The organism is Priestia sp. YIM B13486 (assembly GCF_042787865.1).
Taxonomy (GTDB): domain Bacteria; phylum Bacillota; class Bacilli; order Bacillales; family Bacillaceae_H; genus Priestia; species Priestia megaterium.
The window spans coordinates 605,870-624,966 of sequence record NZ_JBHZOZ010000001.1; the positions used below are offsets into that span (position 1 = coordinate 605,870).

The 19,097-nt window shown below is 38.7% G+C and carries 16 protein-coding genes; 2 read left to right on the forward strand and 14 right to left on the reverse strand.

Annotated features, from left to right (window positions below):
• The first annotated feature begins 188 nt into the window (after nt 1–188).
• Nucleotides 189–386: a hypothetical protein gene (locus ACFX4G_RS03105; protein ID WP_013059354.1), complete on the forward strand. Its 198-nt coding sequence runs from the start codon at nt 189–191 to the stop codon at nt 384–386.
• Nucleotides 387–397: 11 nt separating this feature from the next.
• Here the strand turns inward: ACFX4G_RS03105 and ysxE are convergent, their stop codons facing one another.
• From ysxE to hemA, 8 genes are all read right to left on the reverse strand, one after another.
• Nucleotides 398–1,447: a spore coat protein YsxE gene (ysxE, locus tag ACFX4G_RS03110; protein WP_025750608.1), complete on the reverse strand. Its 1,050-nt coding sequence runs from the start codon at nt 1,445–1,447 to the stop codon at nt 398–400.
• A gap of 77 nt (nt 1,448–1,524) precedes the next feature.
• On the reverse strand, nt 1,525–2,676 hold the full coding sequence (spoVID, locus tag ACFX4G_RS03115; protein WP_097824640.1) for a stage VI sporulation protein D: 1,152 nt from the start codon (nt 2,674–2,676) through the stop codon (nt 1,525–1,527).
• 147 nt (nt 2,677–2,823) lie between these two features.
• A complete protein-coding gene (hemL, locus tag ACFX4G_RS03120) occupies nt 2,824–4,113 on the reverse strand; it encodes a glutamate-1-semialdehyde 2,1-aminomutase (RefSeq protein ID WP_097824641.1) in 1,290 nt (429 codons plus the stop codon).
• Between the two features lie 16 nt (nt 4,114–4,129).
• Nucleotides 4,130–5,110, reverse strand: a complete 981-nt coding sequence (hemB, locus tag ACFX4G_RS03125) for a porphobilinogen synthase (protein ID WP_097824642.1) — start codon at nt 5,108–5,110, stop codon at nt 4,130–4,132.
• 17 nt (nt 5,111–5,127) lie between these two features.
• On the reverse strand, nt 5,128–5,901 hold the full coding sequence (locus ACFX4G_RS03130) for a uroporphyrinogen-III synthase (protein WP_043976079.1): 774 nt from the start codon (nt 5,899–5,901) through the stop codon (nt 5,128–5,130).
• Entirely contained in the window at nt 5,901–6,833 is a 933-nt protein-coding gene (hemC, locus tag ACFX4G_RS03135; protein ID WP_043976077.1) for a hydroxymethylbilane synthase, read from the reverse strand. The genes ACFX4G_RS03130 and hemC overlap by 1 nt, the downstream gene beginning before the upstream one ends.
• 13 nt (nt 6,834–6,846) lie before the next feature.
• Nucleotides 6,847–7,680, reverse strand: coding sequence for a cytochrome C assembly family protein (locus ACFX4G_RS03140; protein WP_025750612.1), 834 nt, complete (start codon nt 7,678–7,680; stop codon nt 6,847–6,849).
• A 14-nt stretch (nt 7,681–7,694) separates the two neighbouring features.
• Nucleotides 7,695–9,035, reverse strand: coding sequence for a glutamyl-tRNA reductase (gene hemA / locus ACFX4G_RS03145; RefSeq protein WP_097824644.1), 1,341 nt, complete (start codon nt 9,033–9,035; stop codon nt 7,695–7,697).
• Nucleotides 9,036–9,364: 329 nt separating this feature from the next.
• On the opposite strand from hemA, the gene ACFX4G_RS03150 reads away from it, so the two are divergent.
• Entirely contained in the window at nt 9,365–9,850 is a 486-nt protein-coding gene (locus ACFX4G_RS03150; RefSeq protein WP_377572829.1) for a LiaF transmembrane domain-containing protein, read from the forward strand.
• Between the two features lie 93 nt (nt 9,851–9,943).
• Here ACFX4G_RS03150 and yihA read toward each other — a convergent pair whose 3' ends face one another.
• The 6 genes from yihA to ACFX4G_RS03180 all read right to left on the reverse strand — a co-directional run bounded on the left by yihA (nt 9,944) and on the right by ACFX4G_RS03180 (nt 19,091).
• Nucleotides 9,944–10,531, reverse strand: coding sequence for a ribosome biogenesis GTP-binding protein YihA/YsxC (gene yihA, locus ACFX4G_RS03155; protein ID WP_013059364.1), 588 nt, complete (start codon nt 10,529–10,531; stop codon nt 9,944–9,946).
• Entirely contained in the window at nt 10,528–12,852 is a 2,325-nt protein-coding gene (gene lon / locus ACFX4G_RS03160; RefSeq protein ID WP_097824645.1) for an endopeptidase La, read from the reverse strand. The genes yihA and lon overlap by 4 nt, the downstream gene beginning before the upstream one ends.
• A 259-nt stretch (nt 12,853–13,111) precedes the next feature.
• Complete coding sequence (lonB, locus tag ACFX4G_RS03165) at nt 13,112–14,779, reverse strand: ATP-dependent protease LonB (protein ID WP_029320070.1); 1,668 nt, start codon at nt 14,777–14,779, stop codon at nt 13,112–13,114.
• Nucleotides 14,780–14,931: 152 nt separating this feature from the next.
• On the reverse strand, nt 14,932–16,197 hold the full coding sequence (gene clpX, locus ACFX4G_RS03170; RefSeq protein ID WP_153254652.1) for an ATP-dependent protease ATP-binding subunit ClpX: 1,266 nt from the start codon (nt 16,195–16,197) through the stop codon (nt 14,932–14,934).
• 384 nt (nt 16,198–16,581) lie between these two features.
• Nucleotides 16,582–17,868, reverse strand: coding sequence for a trigger factor (gene tig / locus ACFX4G_RS03175; protein ID WP_016765666.1), 1,287 nt, complete (start codon nt 17,866–17,868; stop codon nt 16,582–16,584).
• A 221-nt stretch (nt 17,869–18,089) separates the two neighbouring features.
• On the reverse strand, nt 18,090–19,091 hold the full coding sequence (locus ACFX4G_RS03180; protein ID WP_097824646.1) for a tetratricopeptide repeat protein: 1,002 nt from the start codon (nt 19,089–19,091) through the stop codon (nt 18,090–18,092).
• Nucleotides 19,092–19,097: the final 6 nt, after the last annotated feature.

The following is a 19,097-nucleotide window of genomic DNA, read 5'->3' on the forward strand; positions in this document are numbered from 1 at the left end:
TCGTCAATAATCTTCTCCACTTTTTTACGATTATATTCATAATTTTTTTGTTCTGCTCTTTATTTTTTCATTCACTCGCTAATTTTGGAAATAAAATGAAGAGTCCGCTCAAAAAAATGACACCATTTCTTTCTTTTTTCATATACTTACTTTAACCTGGGCACGTGGATTGAAAGGGGCATGTACAAATGAAGAAACGAATAAATGTAAATTCGTATCAGCTGCAGCGGTGGCTCAAAACAGCAGGAGCGGCTTGTGGACAGTTTATTGTTCCTTTAACAATTTTTCAAGGTATACGTACACTATTTTTCCCTACAACCTTTGATGTACTGTTGTTGGCACTGCTTGCCATACTAGCGGTTGCTTTATATTCGGACTGGATTTAAAAACCCAAGCGCTATTCGTTCGCTTGGGCTTGTGCAGCTGCTTCCGCTGCCATTTTTTTTTGCTGATCTACTTCAAATATTTTAATATTGAGCTGTTCAATGTTTTTCGTCAGCCAGTATGCTCGAATAAATGACTGCATATGTTCAAGCTCTGTTTTACTTTCTTTATGCTGCCTATATTGAACGATACACTGATACAAGGGTTCTGGAAACGCCAAATAACTGTGTAAAAGCAGCCGTTCCTCTTCTCTGAGAGCAAAATGTTTTTCATACGTACTAAACCACTCATAGCTGTCATAGGTAGTTACTGGGTATGTGCGAAGAGTACGGAAATAAAATGAGACCAAATCATAAATCGGTGAAGCATCTTTTGCATGTTCAAAATTAATAAAAAAACCATTTCCCCGTTCGTCATAGATAAAATGTTTAGCCGATAGCTTTCCATGAGACGTAACCAGCCGGATCTTTTCCTTTTCTTCCATTTCATCGTTCCACTGATCGAGCTTTCCAAAACCAAATTCAAGCGCTCTTGTCATTTCATAATAAAACGTACAGTAATGCAATTCAAACGGGGACATATAGATTTTTTTCTCGCATTCTGCTACATACTGCTTCAGCTCTTCCTGACGTTTTTCCCACGTTTCTTTCATCGATGTATAATGATTTTCTATATCTTCTTTTTTCACTTCTACTTCCTGCGCCGAAGCGCCGTGAAGCTTAGCAAGCTCTTGAAATAATTTATGATATCGAATATCACGCTCTTCGGTCGGATTATTTGGGAGCCACGGCATTAAGTAATACGAGCCGCTTTCATCTGAAACAATGGGTTGAGAACGCTTTGTTTGATAAATAGGGACAAATCCCATCCATCCTTTTTGATACACGTTCTGCAGCTTTTGAATGAAGTTTTGATTTCGTTCTTGATGATTCGCCATTTCTTTAAGCGCAAATACGCCGGTTTTCGTATAGACTTTTTTTACTTTTCCGTAGTCTTCGATAAAGTCAACATCTAAGTCATATTCTTTTAACAATACTTTGTAGTCTGCTACTGTCCGCTGCATCTATATTCTCCTTCCTCGTAAAAAATAAAGAAAACAGTTAAGACATTATATGCGTCAAAACTGTTTTCTTTCCGACTTTAACGAACGGGAATATTTAAGATGCTTCCTTCTTCCAGCTCATATTCATCTTCTAAATTATTCACTCGTAAAATGTTTTGTACATTCGTATTATAGCGGTTTGCTATCGTATCAAGCGAATCTCCGTCTTGAACAATACAAAGCTTCCACGTTGAAAAAGCTTCTTCTTCCCGCGAAAAGAGCTTTGTTAAATAAAGGGCGTTTTCATTTCGGCCGCTTTCATTTTCTTCTTTCCGAAATTCAACAATAATCTTTTCCTCTTCTTGTTCAGCTTCTTCTTGCCTAGCCTCTTGTTGAACGTCAGCATACGTATTCAATTCACTAGCTTGCGATTCTTCGAAGCTTTCTTGCTCTTGACGAAGCTGAAACAGTTCAATCACATTGTCTTCTCTTTCTTCCTCGATTTGGGCCTCTTTTTTCACTTCGACTTCAAATGGTTCATATGCTTCCTCTTCATATTCCACAACCGGCTCAGCACGAGATTCTTTTTTAAATACAGATGAAAAATAACTAGGGGTCTCTTCTGAATGCTCTTCTGAATGCTCTTCTTCAATAGCCTCTGCCTCTAAAAGTGCGGGAGCTTCACGATAGCTTACGTCAAACTCTTGTTCTTCTTCTTCTTGAGCAACGTTTTCAGTATATACCTCTTCACCATCGTCCACTTCTTCATAAGAGACGATGTGCTGTTCCTCCGAAAACTCTTCCTCTTCTTCTCGTTCCTCATGCTGTTCTCCGTACAATCCTGTGATGGACAAGTCAGCCATTAGCTGCAGCTGATTTGTGTCTGGCAATTCATAATCAAATAAATCAATAGATACATATACGTCTTCAATACTTTGAATACGATTTTTAGGAATGGTAATATCAACAGGAAATTGATGTGATAATTCAGCCGTTCCGTCTTCACGGACAGAGATAGATTGCACTTGATTCTCATTTGTATATTCGCGTAACGAGTGCTCTCCCTCGTACGTTTCGTATTCACCTGTTAATTGTAATGCTCCTCGAATAGACACGTATTGGTCATATTCTTGAATAGATACTTGAGGCTCTAAGGAGATAGACAAAAGTTGTGAGACTTCCTGTCCTTTTTGAAACCATACTGATTCTTCTACGGAAAAACGCAGACATGATAAATTATCCTGCGACAAATTGTTCTCCCCCTTCCAACACCCGCCAGGTAATAGCGCGGTCATTAAAGATGTATGAACAAATAAATTAAAATATGTCTTTAAAACTAAAAAAGCTTACGGAATACTCCGTAAGCTTTGATATAAAATTCAATCTTATTTATCTGTTTATCCACGTAACTTCGAAAAGGCTTTTTCAGCTGCTGCAATTGTATGTTCAATGTCTGCATCTGTATGAGAAGTTGATAAAAACATTCCTTCGAATTGAGAAGGAGGTAAAAACACGCCTTCATTAGCCATTTCACGATAGTAAGCTGCAAAATAATCTAAATTCGATGTTTTCGCTGTTTCGTAATTTATTACCTGTTCGTTTGTAAAGAAGAAACCGATCATTGAACCAGCTCGGTTTACCGTAAACGGCACATCATATTTTTCAGCTGCTGCCATCAATCCTTCTTCTAAGCGATCTGCTTTACGAATGAACTCATCGTAGGATTGAGGTGTCAGCTGCGTTAACGTCTCGTATCCAGCTGTCATCGCAAGCGGATTACCTGATAATGTACCTGCTTGATAAATCGGGCCGCTTGGTGCAACTCGCTCCATAATTTCAGCTTTACCACCGTAAGCACCTACTGGTAAACCGCCACCGATTACTTTTCCTAAGCAAGTTAAGTCAGGCATAATGTTGTAGTATCCCTGTGCACAGTTGTACGCTACGCGGAACCCTGTCATTACTTCATCAAAAATTAGCAGTGAGCCATATTCTGATGTGATATCACGAAGCCCTTGTAAGAAACCTGGCTGAGGCGGTACCACACCCATATTTCCTGCTACCGGTTCAACGATTACTCCAGCAATGTCATCTCCGAATTCTTTAAAAGCATATTGTACGCTTTCTAGATCATTGTACGGCACTGTAATCGTGTTTTTAGCGATTCCTTCAGGCACTCCCGGGCTATCTGGTAGGCCTAACGTTGCAACGCCTGAGCCAGCTTTAATTAGAAGAGAGTCACCATGTCCATGGTAACAGCCTTCAAATTTTAAAATTTTGTTGCGGCCCGTATAGCCACGTGCTAAACGCAGTGCGCTCATCGTTGCTTCCGTACCTGAACTCACCATACGGACGATTTCAATTGAAGGAACGCGCTCAATAACAACCTTAGCAAGCTCATTTTCAATTAATGTTGGTGCACCAAAGCTTGTACCAGATTCCGTTACTTTTTTTACTGCTTCAACTACTTGATCGTTGGAATGTCCGTGAATTAAAGGTCCCCATGATAAGACGTAGTCAATATATTTGTTGCCGTCAATATCGTAAATCGTAGCGCCTTTTCCTCGTTCCATAAAAATAGGATCCATATCTACTGATTTAAATGCACGAACAGGACTGTTTACTCCACCCGGCATTAATTGCTGCGCTTCTAAAAAAGCTGCTTTTGACTTTTCATAACTTCTCATGTGTAAGCCTCCTTAATTACTTGTCAGATAACCAGCGTGCTGCGTCTTTAGCATGATACGTTACAATTAAATCCGCTCCTGCACGCTTCATGCTAATTAATTTTTCAAGAACAATCTCTTTTTCATTTACCCAGCCGTTTTGAGCTGCCGCTTTAATCATTGAATATTCACCGCTCACATTATAAGCTACTACCGGTAAATTAAACGTATTTTTTACATCGCGCATAATATCTAAATATGATAGAGCCGGTTTTACAATTAAGAAATCTGCTCCTTCTTCGACATCAGATTCCGCTTCTCGAAGTGCTTCTAAGCGATTGGCTGGGTCCATTTGATATGTTTTACGGTCTCCAAATTGAGGAGAAGAATGCGCTGCATCGCGGAATGGTCCGTAAAAAGCAGATGCATATTTAACAGCATAAGACATCACGGGCACATCTTCAAATCCAGCTTCGTCTAGACCGTGGCGAATAGCTGCCACGAAACCGTCCATCATGTTTGAAGGCGCAATAATATCCGCTCCTGCTTTAGCTTGACTGACCGCTGTACGCGCTAATAAGTCAAGGCTAGGATCGTTTAAGATTTTTCCGTCTTCAATTACACCACAGTGGCCATGATCTGTGTATTGACATAAGCATGTATCTGCGATAACAACAAAGTCTGGAAAATTTTCTTTAATTTGACGAATACCTTTTTGGACAATTCCGTGGTCATGGTATGCCTGTGAGCCGACCGCATCTTTTTCAGCGGGAACACCAAATACCATAGCTGACTTGATTCCTAAATCGACTAACTCTTGGATTTCATCATTCAAGTAGTCTAAAGAAATTTGATCCACACCTGGCATTGATTTTACAGCATTTCTTTTTTGTTCACCTTCTACAATAAAAATAGGATATATAAAGTCTTCAGCATGTAAATGTGTTTCACGTACAAGCGCACGCATATTTACAGAATTACGAAGACGACGATGACGTGTAAATTGTAAATCTTTCATGTTAAAATCCTCCTTTATTATTCAAAACAACTAACCAACATATCTATCATACCATTTATTGTGTATGTGTTAGGAACAAGATGCTTAATTCCATATTCGCTCGCTGTCTGACTCGTAATAGGACCGATGCAAACAACTTTGGTTCTATTTATAAGCTCAAGCCAATTAGGAATATCTTTAACTGACTCGACAAAAAATCTCACTGTAGAAGAACTTGTAAAAGTAATGGCATCAATTCCTGTTTCTAAATGTTGCTTAACCAAGCGTTCAGAGTCTTGATTTCGAATGGTCTGATATACAACTAAATCCGTTACCTCACAGTCTTTTAAGCCATCTTTTAAAACAGAGCGGGCTAATTGTCCTCGTACAAGGAGAACTCGCTCGTGATGTGACACATTTGCTTTTAACGACTCAAGAAGTGATTCCGCAACGTATTCTTTTGGAACAAGTTGCACGTTAACATCATGTTTTTCTAGCAATTTTGCGGTTTTTTCTCCAACCGCAGCCACTTTTAATCTTTTTAAAGCACTCCAACTGATATTTAACTCTTGTAGCCATTCAAAGAAAAAAGAAATGCCGTTTTGACTTGTAAAAACAATCCAATCAAAACAGTCAATCGACAGCAGGACATCTTCCACTTCTTTTTCATTGTTAGAACGTGCGAACGTGAGGACTGGTAAGCTTAAAGGTATGCCTCCAAGCTTTTTAATCTGTGCTGCAAATGAATGAGCCTGCTTCGCTTCTCTTGTAATCAAAACTTTTTTTAAAAAAAGAGGAGCCTCATGACTCATTATTTGTCCAGCTCCTCTTTTACACGGTCAATTAAAAGCTTAGCTCCTTGAGATGTTAAGCGCTCAGCAGCTTCTGAACCGATAGCAACGGGGTCTTTTCCCGTAATTTGCTCTTTGTAAATCGTTTTGCCATCAGGAGACGCGACTAGCGACGTTAGCTCAATGTTTCCGCCGTTTAATATACGCCCATAACCCGCAATCGGCACTTGGCATCCGCCTTCCATCTCTTTTAAAAATACGCGTTCAGCTCTAACAGCACGAGCGGTTTCATCATGATTTAGAGCTTGAAGAAGCGATAATAATTCATGGTCATTTTCTCGGCATTCGATAGCTAAAGCTCCTTGTCCTACAGCGGGAACGCTTATTTCCGGCTCTAGGTACTGAGTGACCGTATCTCTCGACCAGCCCATACGAGATAACCCTGCAGCTGCCAAGATAATTGCATCGTAATCTTCATTTTTTAATTTCTCTAGGCGTGTGTCGATATTTCCTCGAATCCATTTAATTTCGATATCTGAACGCATAGATAGAAGCTGTGCCCCTCGACGCAAGCTGCTTGTCCCAATCACAGCACCGCTTGGTAGCTCCTCAAATCGTTCACCATTTTTTGAAATAAGCGCATCACGATGATCTTCTCGTAAAGGAATACATCCAATCGTTAATCCTTCTGGCAAAACAGCCGGCATATCTTTCATACTATGAACGGCCATATCAATTTCTTCATCTAACATGGCTTGTTCAATTTCTTTTACAAAAAGACCTTTACCGCCTACTTTGGACAGCGTTACATTTAAAATTTGGTCCCCTTTTGTAACCATTTCTTTAATTTCAAACTCAAAAGGAAGACCTTGTTTTTTTAACTGTTCAATGACCCACTTGGTCTGTGTTAACGCAAGTTTGCTTCGACGAGAGCCGACAATAATTTTTCGCATGTTGTCCTCCTAATTACGAACCCCAAAAGTGAAAATTCGATAAACTGCCAAATAAAAAGAAATTAATAAGTAAGACTAAGAACAATCCAATATTCCACATTGCGATTGCCTTTCCTTGAATACCTCTACGCAGTCTAGCATACAAGTAAGCGCTGTATGCAACAAACATTAAAAATGAACCTAACACTTTTGTATCGTACCAATGAAAATCTACGTATTTAATATAAGCCCATATGATTCCTAAGATTAACGAAAGCAATAACAGCGGTACACCAATTAAAATTAATACATAGGACATGTAATCTAGCTTTGTTAAATCTTCAATTCTTAGCAAGCGCTTGCCCCACTTCTTCTTTTTCAATAAATTATACTGAACAAGATACAGAGCGGAAAAAACAAAAGAGACTGAAAAAGCGCCGTAAGATAAAATAGCCATGGTAATATGAATGATTAATAATTCTGACACAAGGCGCTCCGACTGGACAGCAGTGTATGTTTCAAGTGGAGCAAACGTATGAATAGCCATAATTAAGAAACCAATCACATTTGTAAAAAACACCATAAAATCAACGCGAAACAGGCGATTAATCACAAGTGAAAGAGTAATTAAGACCCACGCGTAAAAATACAGCCCTTCAGAAACGGTAAGAATAGGAAACCTTCCCGTCTCAAACATTCGTAAAATTAAAAAGGCTGTTTGCAAAACCCACACAATAGAAAGTAACCAGAAGGCTATCGAGTTTGCCTTCCGGTTATTTTGTACAAAATCAATAAAATATAATAAAACGCTCGCCGCGTATAAAATCACAATCAATTCATAGATTCTGGTTAATTCCATATCAACCATTATTCAATCCTCACTTAAGACTGATAAGCTACTGAATGAGACGTAATCGATGTATGAAGCTGCTCTTCTTTTTCTTTTTGCAAAGCAACTTCCTGTTCAATATTAAAAATCTTCATGAACAGCTCTAAAGACTCTTCAGCATGTTTCTCTCCAGCCAATTCTTTCGCGTGTAAAATTGGATCGCGAAGAAGTTGATTAATTATACTTTTTGTATGTTTATTTAAAACTTTGCGCTCACGCTCAGATAAATCTGGGAGCTTACGATCAATGCTTTTCATCGTTTCAGCTTGAATGGTAAGTGCTTTTTGACGAAGTGCAGAAATAACAGGCACAACGCCTAATGTACCAAGCCAAGACTTGAAAGCAACAATTTCAGCTTCAAGCATAATTCCAATTTCATCCGCAGCTTTTTGACGCTCTTGCAAATTGGATTCTACAATCCCGTTTAAATCGTCGATATCATATAAAAAGACCGTCTCTAGCTCATCTAGTTCTGGATCTAAGTCACGCGGAACGGCGATGTCTACCATAAACAATGGACGACCTTTACGCGTACGCTCGGCTTCACTCATCATTTGTTTCGTTACTACATAGTCATTAGCCCCTGTTGAACTAATTAAGATATCTGCTTCGCTTAAAGCATGTTGAAGATCAGCAAATGGTTTGGCTTCTCCAGAAAAACGGTTTGCTAGCTCTTGTGCCTTTTCAAATGTTCGATTCACTACCGTTACTTTTTTAGCTCCGCTGCCATATAAATTCTGTACGGCAAGCTGACCCATTTTTCCCGCACCAAGAATCAACACATGTTTGGACGATAAGTCTCCAAAAATCTTTTTAGCAAGCTCTACGGCTGCATAGCTGACAGAAACTGCATTTGCACCAATTTCTGTTTCATGATGAGCTTTTTTGGCTAATGTCACAGCTTGTTTAAACAGCTGATTAAAAACCGTTCCAATTGTTTCTTCTTCTTGAGCAAGCAAAAAGCTTGAACGCACTTGTCCAAGAATTTGTGTTTCACCAATCACCATTGAATCTAATCCACATGCTACTCGGTATAAATGTTCGATGGCTCCATCATTTTCATAGATGGTTAAATAAGGCGAGAACTCTTCTTTATCTATTCCGAACCATTCAGCTAAAAATGCTTTTACATAATAACGGCCCGTGTGTAATTGATCAACAACAGCATAAATTTCCGTACGATTGCATGTTGAAACAATGATGTTTTCCAAAATACTTTTTTGGCCGCTTAACGTTTTCATGGCAGATGCTAGTTCTTGCTCATTAAAACTAAGCTTTTCTCTTATTTCAACAGGGGCTGTTCGAAAGTTTAAGCCGACTGCTATAATATGCATTTGTACATACCCCCTATAATTGAAATGTGCTTATTTATCCGAATTTGACGGGCAGTAACCCCTAAATTCCCAAAGAGCTACAGTGAGATAACTGCCCGTAAAATCCGGCGTTCTTCATTCTACTATTCGTAAAAAGCGGCGTACATTACACAGGTGTAAGCTTCGCCTTATCTCTAACTATTATAACATGTTCTATAAGTCATTCGAAAAAAAAATGTGAACAGTCTTTGAAAACATGTGTTAAGATATTAACTGTTATTCCGTAATAAATTGTATCAAAAAAGCAGCGTTTTATCACGTTTTCTGTTTTGAAACACCTGGAGGTTACTATGAAAAAGCAATCAATGTTTTTTGGTGTCTTACTAGTTGGATTTGGAATCTTTTTCTTACTGAATGAACTACATATGAGCATTGCAGCAAAGGTATACACGTGGCCTGTACTGTTAATTTTAATAGGAGCAGCCCTGTCAACTGAGTCTGCTTTATCTCAAGATCATTCAAACTTGCTTGCAAGCTACATATTAATCACTTTAGGTATTCATTTCTATGTAAGTGAACAAATTCCCTTTTGGCCTACGAATATTAGCATGGTCGTTTTTATGGTGGCCATTAGCTTTTTACTCAGTGCTAGAAAAGCCAAATCAGGCTTTTTCCAAGGCGGCACTCTTTTAATTATTGCCATTTTAATGATGTTTTCAGACCGTCTTAAACTATTTTTGCCAAAAGTTGAAGACGGCGTAAATTATTTAACAACCTTCTGGCCTATTTTATTGTTACTAGTTGGGCTATATTTATTATTTTTCAAACGAAAGTAATCTATGTAAACAAGTTAAAAAAATGGAACGTTTGACTCACTTCCTGTTAGAGTGATGATAAACGTTCCATTTTTTTAGATTCTATTCCTTTGTTTAGTGAGTCATGCGATACTGCAAAGATTTCCACGCTTTATCTTTTCCTTCACCTGTTTCAGATGAGAAATGAATTAATTCATCATTTGGATCTAAGTCCAGCGTTTCTCTCACTACTTTTAAGTGCTTTTGCCATTTTCCTTTAGGAATTTTATCAGCTTTCGTTGCAATAACCATAACGGGAAGGTCATGGTGCTTCAAAAACTCATACATCATAACGTCATCCTTTGAAGGAGCATGGCGTAGATCAACAATCATTAACACAGCTTTAAGCTGCTCACGATTTGTTAAATACGTTTCAATCATTTTCCCCCATGCTTCACGCTCTTTTTTAGACACTTTTGCAAACCCGTACCCAGGTACGTCTACAAAGTGAAGGATTTCATTAATTAAAAAGAAATTAAGCGTTTGAGTTTTTCCGGGCTTAGACGACGTACGCGCTAAGCTTTTGCGATTGAGCATCTTGTTAATAAAAGATGATTTTCCTACATTTGAACGGCCTGCTAACGCAAACTCTGGCAGGTTTTCTTTAGGATATTGTTCAGGGCGTACGGCACTGATAACAATATCGGCTTGAGTTACTTTCATTTTACCTCTCCTACTAGCGCATGTTCCAATACTTGGTCCACATGTGACACAAGAACGATGTCTAATTCCTCTTGTACACTGTCAGGGATATCTTCAATATCACGTTCATTATCATGAGGGATTAATATTTTAGTTAATCCGGCACGATGTGCACTAAGTGACTTTTCTTTTAAACCGCCGATTGGTAATACGCGACCTCTTAGTGTAATTTCTCCTGTCATTCCTACTTCTCTACGCACTGGTTTACCCGTTAGTGCTGATACTAGAGCAGTGGCAATGGTAATTCCTGCAGAAGGTCCATCCTTTGGTACAGCTCCTTCTGGAACATGGATATGAATATCATGTTTTTCATAAAACTTTTCATCAATTCCTAGTTTCTCTGCATTTGAACGCACGTAGCTAAATGCTGCCTGAGCTGATTCTTTCATCACGTCTCCAAGTTTTCCAGTTAGCACTAGTCTTCCTTTACCAGGGGACAAGCTTACTTCAATGGCTAGCGTGTCTCCTCCTACAGTTGTGTAAGCAAGACCTGTAGCAACGCCGACTTGATCTTCCGTCTCAGCCTGTCCGTAACGGAACCTAGGCTTGCCAAGGAATTCTTCAAGCGTTTTGGCCGTCACCACCACGCGTTTTTTCTCGCCAGAGACTACGATACGAGCTGCTTTTCGACAAATGGAAGCAATTTCGCGTTCAAGGTTACGAACACCCGCTTCTCTCGTATATAAACGGATGATTGCTGTTAACGCGTCATCGCGAATCTGCAAATTGCCCTTTTGTAATCCGTGATTTTCTAGCTGGCGCAGCAATAGGTGACGCTTCGCGATTTCAAGTTTTTCCAGCTCCGTGTAACCAGCAATTTGAATAACTTCCATTCGATCGCGCAGCGGCCCCGGAATCGTAGCTAAGTTATTGGCTGTAGCCACGAACATCACTTTTGATAAATCATACGTTTCTTCTATATAGTGATCGCTGAAATTATGGTTTTGTTCAGGATCCAATACTTCTAACAAAGCAGAAGACGGGTCTCCACGGAAATCATTTGACATTTTATCGATTTCATCAAGCAGAAATACCGGATTAATCGTTCCTGCTTTTTTCATTCCTTGAATAATGCGTCCAGGCATAGCTCCCACGTACGTGCGACGATGACCGCGGATTTCTGACTCATCTCTCACGCCGCCTAGAGACACTCGTACAAAATGACGATCTAGAGACGTGGCAATTGAACGGGCTAGGGATGTTTTTCCTACGCCAGGAGGTCCTGCTAAACATAAAATAGGGCCTTTAAGAGATTTTGTCAACTGCTGCACAGCTAGATATTCTAATACGCGTTCCTTCACTTTTTCAAGGCCATAGTGCTCATCGTTCAGCACTTGTTCAGCATTATGAATATTGAGCGTATCTTCCGTTTCATTTGTCCAAGGTAGCGCAATCAACCACTCGATATAATTTCGAATGACTGAGCTTTCAGCGGAGGTAGCAGGAATTTTTTCATAGCGATCCAATTCTTTAAACGCCACTTGTTTGACATGGTCCGTCATCCCACTTGCTTCAATTTTTTCGCGAAGTGTTGCTACTTCTCCTGTCTTTCCTTCTTTGTCTCCAAGCTCTTTTTGAATCGCCTTCATTTGCTCACGAAGATAATACTCTTTCTGAGTGCGTTCCATTGATTTCTTTACACGCTGTCCAATTTTTTTCTCCAGCTGCAAAACTTCTTGCTCGTCTTGAATATGAGAAATGATCGTATTTAATCTTTCCTTCACATCAGTTATTTCTAAAATTTCTTGTTTAAGCTGAATTTTTATTGGTAAATGAGAGGCTACAATATCCGCTAATCTTCCTGGTTCTTCAATGTCGCTTACGGTTGAAAGAGTTTCAACGGACACCTTTTTGGAAAGTTTTATGTATTGTTCGAAATAGTCTAAAAGCGTGCGCATCAGCGCTTTATCTTCTACATCAACCTGATGTTCTTCGTTTTGCTTTTCCACGTGCACAACAAAATATTCTTCGCTGTCTTCAAATTCTGTAACGGTTACGCGATTTAGTCCTTCTACTAAGACGCGCATCGTTCCATTCGGCAGCTTTAGCATTTGTTTAATTTTTGCTAACGTACCGGTTCTATATAAATCCTCTTTTGTTGGCTCATCGATACCCATATCTTTTTGTGATACTAAACAAACTAAGTGATCATCCATCATTGCTTTTTCTAATGCTTGCACAGATTTATCTCGCCCAACATCTAAATGAAGCACCATTGTCGGATAGACGATCAAACCTCGTAAAGGCAATAGCGGCATTGTCAATTTTTCTTTTTCTGCCATGCAATGAACACCTCCAATGCTCGTCAATTAAAGTATGTAAAGTGTGAATTCTTTTAACAATTTTATCTCATTTGTATACACATGTCTAACAATAGTAATTACTAATTGTACCATGAGAAAGAATTAAAAGGCAAAACATATCTTTTTAAGCTCTTTTCATAAAAAAACGCCTTTTTCGTTGGCTGTGTATAAAGGTTTTATACGCGAAAAAGGCGATGAATATTCATCTGACCATTAATTTTTAATTATCATGATAGAATTAGCTAGATTCTCTATTTGAAATAGCTGGATCTACCGACAAATGTGCAACATGCTCATGTACAGACAATAGCGCTTGTTCAAACACCTCTGTTAAATGATGGACAGGAATAATATCGATACCTTTTACCTTTTCTACCATTGCATTCATATTTTCCTTTGGCACAATCACCGTCTGAACGCCTGCTTGTTTTGCTGCCTTGATTTTTGGAATCACACCGCCAATTGGCTTTACGTTACCGTGCAGACCAATTTCTCCTGTCATTGCTACCGTATGTTTAATTGGCACTTCATAAATCGCTGAGTAGATCCCTGTTGCCATCGCAATACCAGCAGAAGGTCCATCAATTGGCACGCCTCCCGGAAAGTTTACATGAATATCATACTCATCGGCTGGAACATCCATTGAACGAAGAACCGTTATGACATTTTCAATTGAGCTTTTAGCCATACTTTTACGGCGAATAGACTTCCCTTGAGTCCCTATACTTTCCTCTTCAACGATACCTGTAATAATAATGTTCCCTTTCTCTTTTGCAGGAATCGCTTTGACTTCAATTTCTAAAAGTGCTCCAGAGTTGGGCCCGTACACTGCTAATCCATTAATAAGTCCCACTTTTTCCTCATCTGCAATTTTCGGATCGTGCCTTGGAGACAGTTGACTAGAATGAACAATCCATTCAATATCTTCATTTTTAATGTCCGTTCGTTCCTCTGATATCGCTAATCCAGCCGCAATTTGCATCATATTAACCGTTTCACGTCCATTGCGTGCATATGTAGAAAACAGAGATAAACCTTCTTCTGATATATCCATTCTTACTTTATTTGCTGCTTTTTTTGCAACTGTAATAATTTCGTCGCGATCAAGCTCACGGAAAAATACCTCTACGCATCTGGAACGAATGGCAGGCGGAATTTCATTAGGCGTTCTAGTCGTCGCACCAATCAAACGAAAGTCTGCTGGCAACCCATTTTGAAAAATATCGTGAATATGTGTTGGGATTTGTGTGTTTTCTTCGCTGTAATAGGCGCTTTCCATAAACACTTTTCGATCTTCTAGAACCTTTAACAGCTTATTCATCTGAATAGGATGGAGCTCTCCAATTTCATCAATAAATAAAATTCCCCCGTGTGCATCTGTAACCGCTCCTTGTTTTGGCTGCGGAATTCCAGCTTGGCCCATGGCACCTGCTCCTTGGTAAATAGGATCATGAACAGACCCAATCAAAGGATCAGCAATGCCTCGCTCATCAAAACGCGCCGTAGTTGCATCTAACTCTACGAATACAGCCGATTGTTTGAAAGGTGATTTTTTATTTTTTTTTGCTTCTTCTAACACTAGACGTGCTGCTGCCGTTTTTCCTACTCCAGGCGGCCCATATACAATCACGTGCTGTGGATTAGGGCCGCAAAGGGCCGCCTTTAGTGACCGAATTCCATCCTCTTGTCCGACAATATCGGAGAAGCTAGACGGCCTCACACGTTCGGCAAGCGGCTCAGTTAAAGAGATGGCTCTCATTTTCTGCAATTGCTCCATTTCTTTCTTTGAATCCCGGTCAATTGAGACTTTTTGCGTACGCTGATTGCGTAATAAATTCCAAAAATATAAGCCAATGATGATACCAAAAAAGAGTTGGACCATTAAGGCAATATTCGTCCAGTTCATAGATAAACCTCCTGCGCAGTTTAGTAAGATAATTATCAGTTATTATCTCCCTGCAGCAGTAGGAATAAACAAGATTCTAGTAAAAAGTAAAATTTAGTTGTGCTTCATCAACAGAAAAAAGCCGGGTACTCAAATTGAGTACCCGGCTTTTTTTATGCTGATGTTTTGCTGCCTTCTTGAATAGTAGATCCGTCTTCTAATACGAACTTAGGAGCCGCTTGATCACGAACAGTTTCACCTGTGATAATACATTTTGTAATATCATCACGTGAAGGAAGATCAAACATTACATCTAACATAATACCTTCAATGATTGAACGTAGACCACGAGCACCTGTTTTACGCTCGATTGCTTTTTTAGAAATTTCTACTAAAGCCTCGTCTTCGAACTCAAGTTCAACGTTATCAAGTTCAAGCATTTTTTGATATTGTTTCACTAGTGCATTTTTCGGTTTTGTTAAAATCTCAACTAGCGCTTCTTCATCAAGAGGCACTAAGCTAGCAGTAACCGGTAAACGACCAATAAACTCTGGAATTAAACCAAATTTCAATAAATCTTCCGGTAATACTTTTGCTAGTAACTCTTTTTCTGTAAAGTCTTGTTGTTTTGTTTCTGAACCGAAACCAATTACTTTTTTACCTAGACGACGCTTAATAATAGGTTCGATTCCGTCAAATGCACCACCGCAAATAAATAAGATATTTGTTGTATCAATTTGAATAAATTCTTGATGAGGGTGTTTGCGTCCACCTTGAGGAGGAACGCTTGCTACAGTACCTTCTAAGATTTTAAGAAGAGCCTGCTGCACACCTTCACCTGATACATCACGTGTAATAGATGGATTTTCAGACTTACGCGCTACTTTATCAATTTCATCGATGTAGATGATGCCTTTTTCAGCTTTCTCCACATCGTAATCAGCTGATTGAATTAATTTTAATAAGATGTTTTCAACATCTTCTCCTACATAACCCGCTTCTGTTAGAGATGTTGCATCTGCAATCGCAAACGGTACGTTTAAAATACGAGCCAATGTTTGAGCTAGTAAAGTTTTACCGCTTCCTGTAGGTCCAATTAATGCAATATTACTTTTTGATAACTCAACGTCATCAATTTTACTGTTTGAATTGATTCGTTTGTAATGGTTGTATACCGCAACGGATAACGATTTTTTCGCATCCTCTTGACCAATTACATACTCATCTAAAATGTCACGAATTTCTTTTGGTTTTGGTACATCTTTAAATTCTACTTCTTCTTCTGTACCTAACTCTTCTTCTACGATTTCCGTGCAAAGTTCAATACATTCATCGCATATGTAAACACCTGGACCCGCAACTAACTTGCGTACTTGTTCTTGTGTTTTACCACAAAATGAGCATTTTAACTGCCCTTTTTCATCGTTAAATTTAAACATAATTTTCACCCCTTGTAGTATTTACTAAAGTGCTCGAAGCTGATTTCTATCCGCGCTATAGCCCAACAACATGAACAACTCATCTATTTGTAGGTAAATGCCCCTCTTTATTACATAGTAAAAGCGCTATGAAAAGATTTGTATTGCATTTTACCATACATTTTCTTGAATAGATACTAAAACGTTTTATGTATATGTTGTTGATGAGCATAACAGAATGGAGATCTGCTATTATATAGTGTCCTCTTATTGGGCCTATTTCATAACCACGGATTTCAAACAATGGGTTAAAGCTGCTTCTACGGTGTTGGTTATGATATAAAAAAACTATTGAAGTTTATAAAACAAGGCACGATCAAGTCGCGCCTTGTTTCTTACTTACTATTATGCAACAGCTTTGCTGTTTTCTACAAGAAATTCAACTGCTTTACGTACTTTCATGTCTTCTTTAATGCTATCAAGACTGCCAAGCACTTTCTTAATTTCTTCGACAGGCATGTTGTACATTCCTGCCATGTTTTCTAATTCTTTTTCTACTTCTTCTTCGCTTACTTCAAGATTTTCAGCTTTTGAAATAGCTTCTAGCGTTAAGTTGATTTTCACACGCTTTTCAGCATCCGGACGCATTTGGTCGCGAAGAGCTTTTTCATCTTGACCTGAGAATTGGAAGTAAAGTTCAAGGTTAAGACCTTGCATTTGTAAACGTTGTTCAAACTCTTGCATCATACGATCCATTTCAGTGTTGAACATTGCTTCTGGAATTTCTACTTCAGCATTTTCAGCAGCTTTTTCTACTAAAGTGTCGCGAAGAGCTGATTCCGCTTGATTCTCTTTATCGCTTTGTAATTTTTCTTTTGTTTTTGCTTTTAACGCTTCTAAAGTTTCTACTTCTTCATCTACGTCTTTTGCAAACTCATCGTCTAAAGCTGGAAGCTCTTTAGATTTGATTTCGTGTAATTTCACTTTGAATTTAGCAGCTTTACCAGCTAGCTCTTCAGCGTGATACTCTTCAGGGAATGTTACTTCCACTTCTTTTTCAGCGCCTACTTCAAGACCAACTAGTTGCTCTTCAAAGCCAGGGATGAATGTGTTAGAACCGATTTCTAAAGAATAGTTTTCGCCTTTTCCGCCTTCGAATGCTTCGCCATCAACGAAACCTTCAAAGTCGATTACAGCTGTATCACCTTCAGCTACAGTTCCTTCTTCTTTAACAACTAGTTCAGCGTGACGCTCTTGAAGTGTTTTTAATTCAGCTTCAACGTCTTCGTCTGTTACAGTTGTATCTACTTTTTCTACTTCTAAGTTTTTGTATTCGCCTAATTTAACTTCAGGCTTAACAGTTACTTTAGCAGTGAAAACTAGAGGTTGTCCTTTTTCGATTGTTTCAACATCGATTTCTGGACGATCAACCGGCTCGATACCAGCTTCAACAATTGCATTGCTGTAAGCTTCAGGTAATAAGATATCTAGTGCATCTTGGTATAAAGATTCTACGCCAAAACGTTTTTCGAAAAGTGGACGAGGCATTTTACCTTTACGGAACCCTGGTACGTTTACTTGTTTTACAACTTTTGTGAATGCTTTATCTAAGGCTTTATCAAACTCAGCAGCTTCAACTTCTACTGTTAAAACGCCTTGATTTCCTTCTTGTTTTTCCCATTTTGCAGACATGAATGTTTCCCTCCAAAATCATTTTAAGTAGTGATTTCTAAACTAGATAATGCAGATAGCCTATCAGTTCAACCCTCAATCATTATCTATTTAACTCCCTATTACTTTAAAGTACGTAGGAATGTAATGTAAAGATGAAATTCTACTATACGTATTTAAGTGCATTTTACAACCATTATATTATAACATACAACAATGACGTTTCAACTAAACACCACATTTTATATAAAAGAAATTTCTTCAATTTCTTTTAGCTCTTTAATTGCCTTTCTTAATTCAGCTGCGGAGAAACTTCCATCTTCCTCTGCTACAGCTGCATCTGACTCTTCTCCTTGCATCATCAGACTAACAGCATACACCGCTTCTGTCCAAAGTTTTACATTATCACCCGGTAAAAACGGAAATGTAATAAATAAATGACGCTGCCATATTTCAACGGCAACCTGCAGCAATGTAGGATTTTCATGCTCCAGCTTTTCCGTCAGCTGCGCTTCTACTTGCTCGGCAAACAAATACGGTGTTGTTCGTTGAAGTTGAAGCGCATTTACTTTTTTCGTCTCTCCAAACTTACTAATCATAAAATCAATGTCTACTTCTTCTTCCATGACTGTTTTTAAAGCGACTGTTTTTACGATAGGGTGAACAGCTTCAGATGAAAATAGCTGTTCCAGAAAGAAACGCTGCTTTTCAATTCTCTTTGTTTTTAATGAATGAACCCATTCAAGCTGATCTTGAATATTGTCTAGAGCTGTGAATGATTTAAACTGCTCTAGCTGTTCTTCTTCTGTTTGTTCTTCTATGACTTGTTCTTGATTCATTCTATTCTTGCAGAACTCCAATAGCTGATAAAGCTGTTCAGCATGTTCAGAAGGGAGTTTGTGTTCTTGAATAACTGCTTGTAGAGTGACATATCCTTCATGATAGTGACCAAGCTGAATTAACACCATGAGGTACATTTGCAAATTATGATAATAATCGCCAATATCTTCTTTCAGCATTTGCTCACACAATTCTTTAGCTATGCCTGCATCACCGAGCTCCACGTGACAAATAACAAGACCAAGTAAAATTTCATGATGCTTATTATCAAGTTCATAGGCCTGCTCAAATAAAGGAAGTGCTTCTTGAAACTGCTTGTGCTGCATATGATCTGTAGCTTTTTCAACCAACCGTTCTTTTAATAGAGGAAAAGCTACAATTTTGTTTTGTTGTTCATTCGACATGTTTTC

What these genes read in the sequence shown, in the direction of transcription:
- hemB (WP_097824642.1), bottom strand. Translation starts at nt 5,110, where the DNA reads ATGAAAGATTTACAATTTACACGTCATCGTCGTCTTCGTAATTCTGTA.
- ACFX4G_RS03140 (WP_025750612.1), bottom strand. Translation starts at nt 7,680, where the DNA reads ATGGTTGATATGGAATTAACCAGAATCTATGAATTGATTGTGATTTTA.
- ACFX4G_RS03150 (WP_377572829.1), top strand. Translation starts at nt 9,365, where the DNA reads ATGAAAAAGCAATCAATGTTTTTTGGTGTCTTACTAGTTGGATTTGGA.
- lonB (WP_029320070.1), bottom strand. Translation starts at nt 14,779, where the DNA reads ATGAACTGGACGAATATTGCCTTAATGGTCCAACTCTTTTTTGGTATC.
- hemL (WP_097824641.1), bottom strand. Translation starts at nt 4,113, where the DNA reads ATGAGAAGTTATGAAAAGTCAAAAGCAGCTTTTTTAGAAGCGCAGCAA.
- clpX (WP_153254652.1), bottom strand. Translation starts at nt 16,197, where the DNA reads ATGTTTAAATTTAACGATGAAAAAGGGCAGTTAAAATGCTCATTTTGT.
- hemA (WP_097824644.1), bottom strand. Translation starts at nt 9,035, where the DNA reads ATGCATATTATAGCAGTCGGCTTAAACTTTCGAACAGCCCCTGTTGAA.
- ACFX4G_RS03105 (WP_013059354.1), top strand. Translation starts at nt 189, where the DNA reads ATGAAGAAACGAATAAATGTAAATTCGTATCAGCTGCAGCGGTGGCTC.
- hemC (WP_043976077.1), bottom strand. Translation starts at nt 6,833, where the DNA reads ATGCGAAAAATTATTGTCGGCTCTCGTCGAAGCAAACTTGCGTTAACA.
- ACFX4G_RS03180 (WP_097824646.1), bottom strand. Translation starts at nt 19,091, where the DNA reads ATGTCGAATGAACAACAAAACAAAATTGTAGCTTTTCCTCTATTAAAA.
- ysxE (WP_025750608.1), bottom strand. Translation starts at nt 1,447, where the DNA reads ATGCAGCGGACAGTAGCAGACTACAAAGTATTGTTAAAAGAATATGAC.
- yihA (WP_013059364.1), bottom strand. Translation starts at nt 10,531, where the DNA reads ATGAAAGTAACTCAAGCCGATATTGTTATCAGTGCCGTACGCCCTGAA.
- lon (WP_097824645.1), bottom strand. Translation starts at nt 12,852, where the DNA reads ATGGCAGAAAAAGAAAAATTGACAATGCCGCTATTGCCTTTACGAGGT.
- ACFX4G_RS03130 (WP_043976079.1), bottom strand. Translation starts at nt 5,901, where the DNA reads ATGAGTCATGAGGCTCCTCTTTTTTTAAAAAAAGTTTTGATTACAAGA.
- tig (WP_016765666.1), bottom strand. Translation starts at nt 17,868, where the DNA reads ATGTCTGCAAAATGGGAAAAACAAGAAGGAAATCAAGGCGTTTTAACA.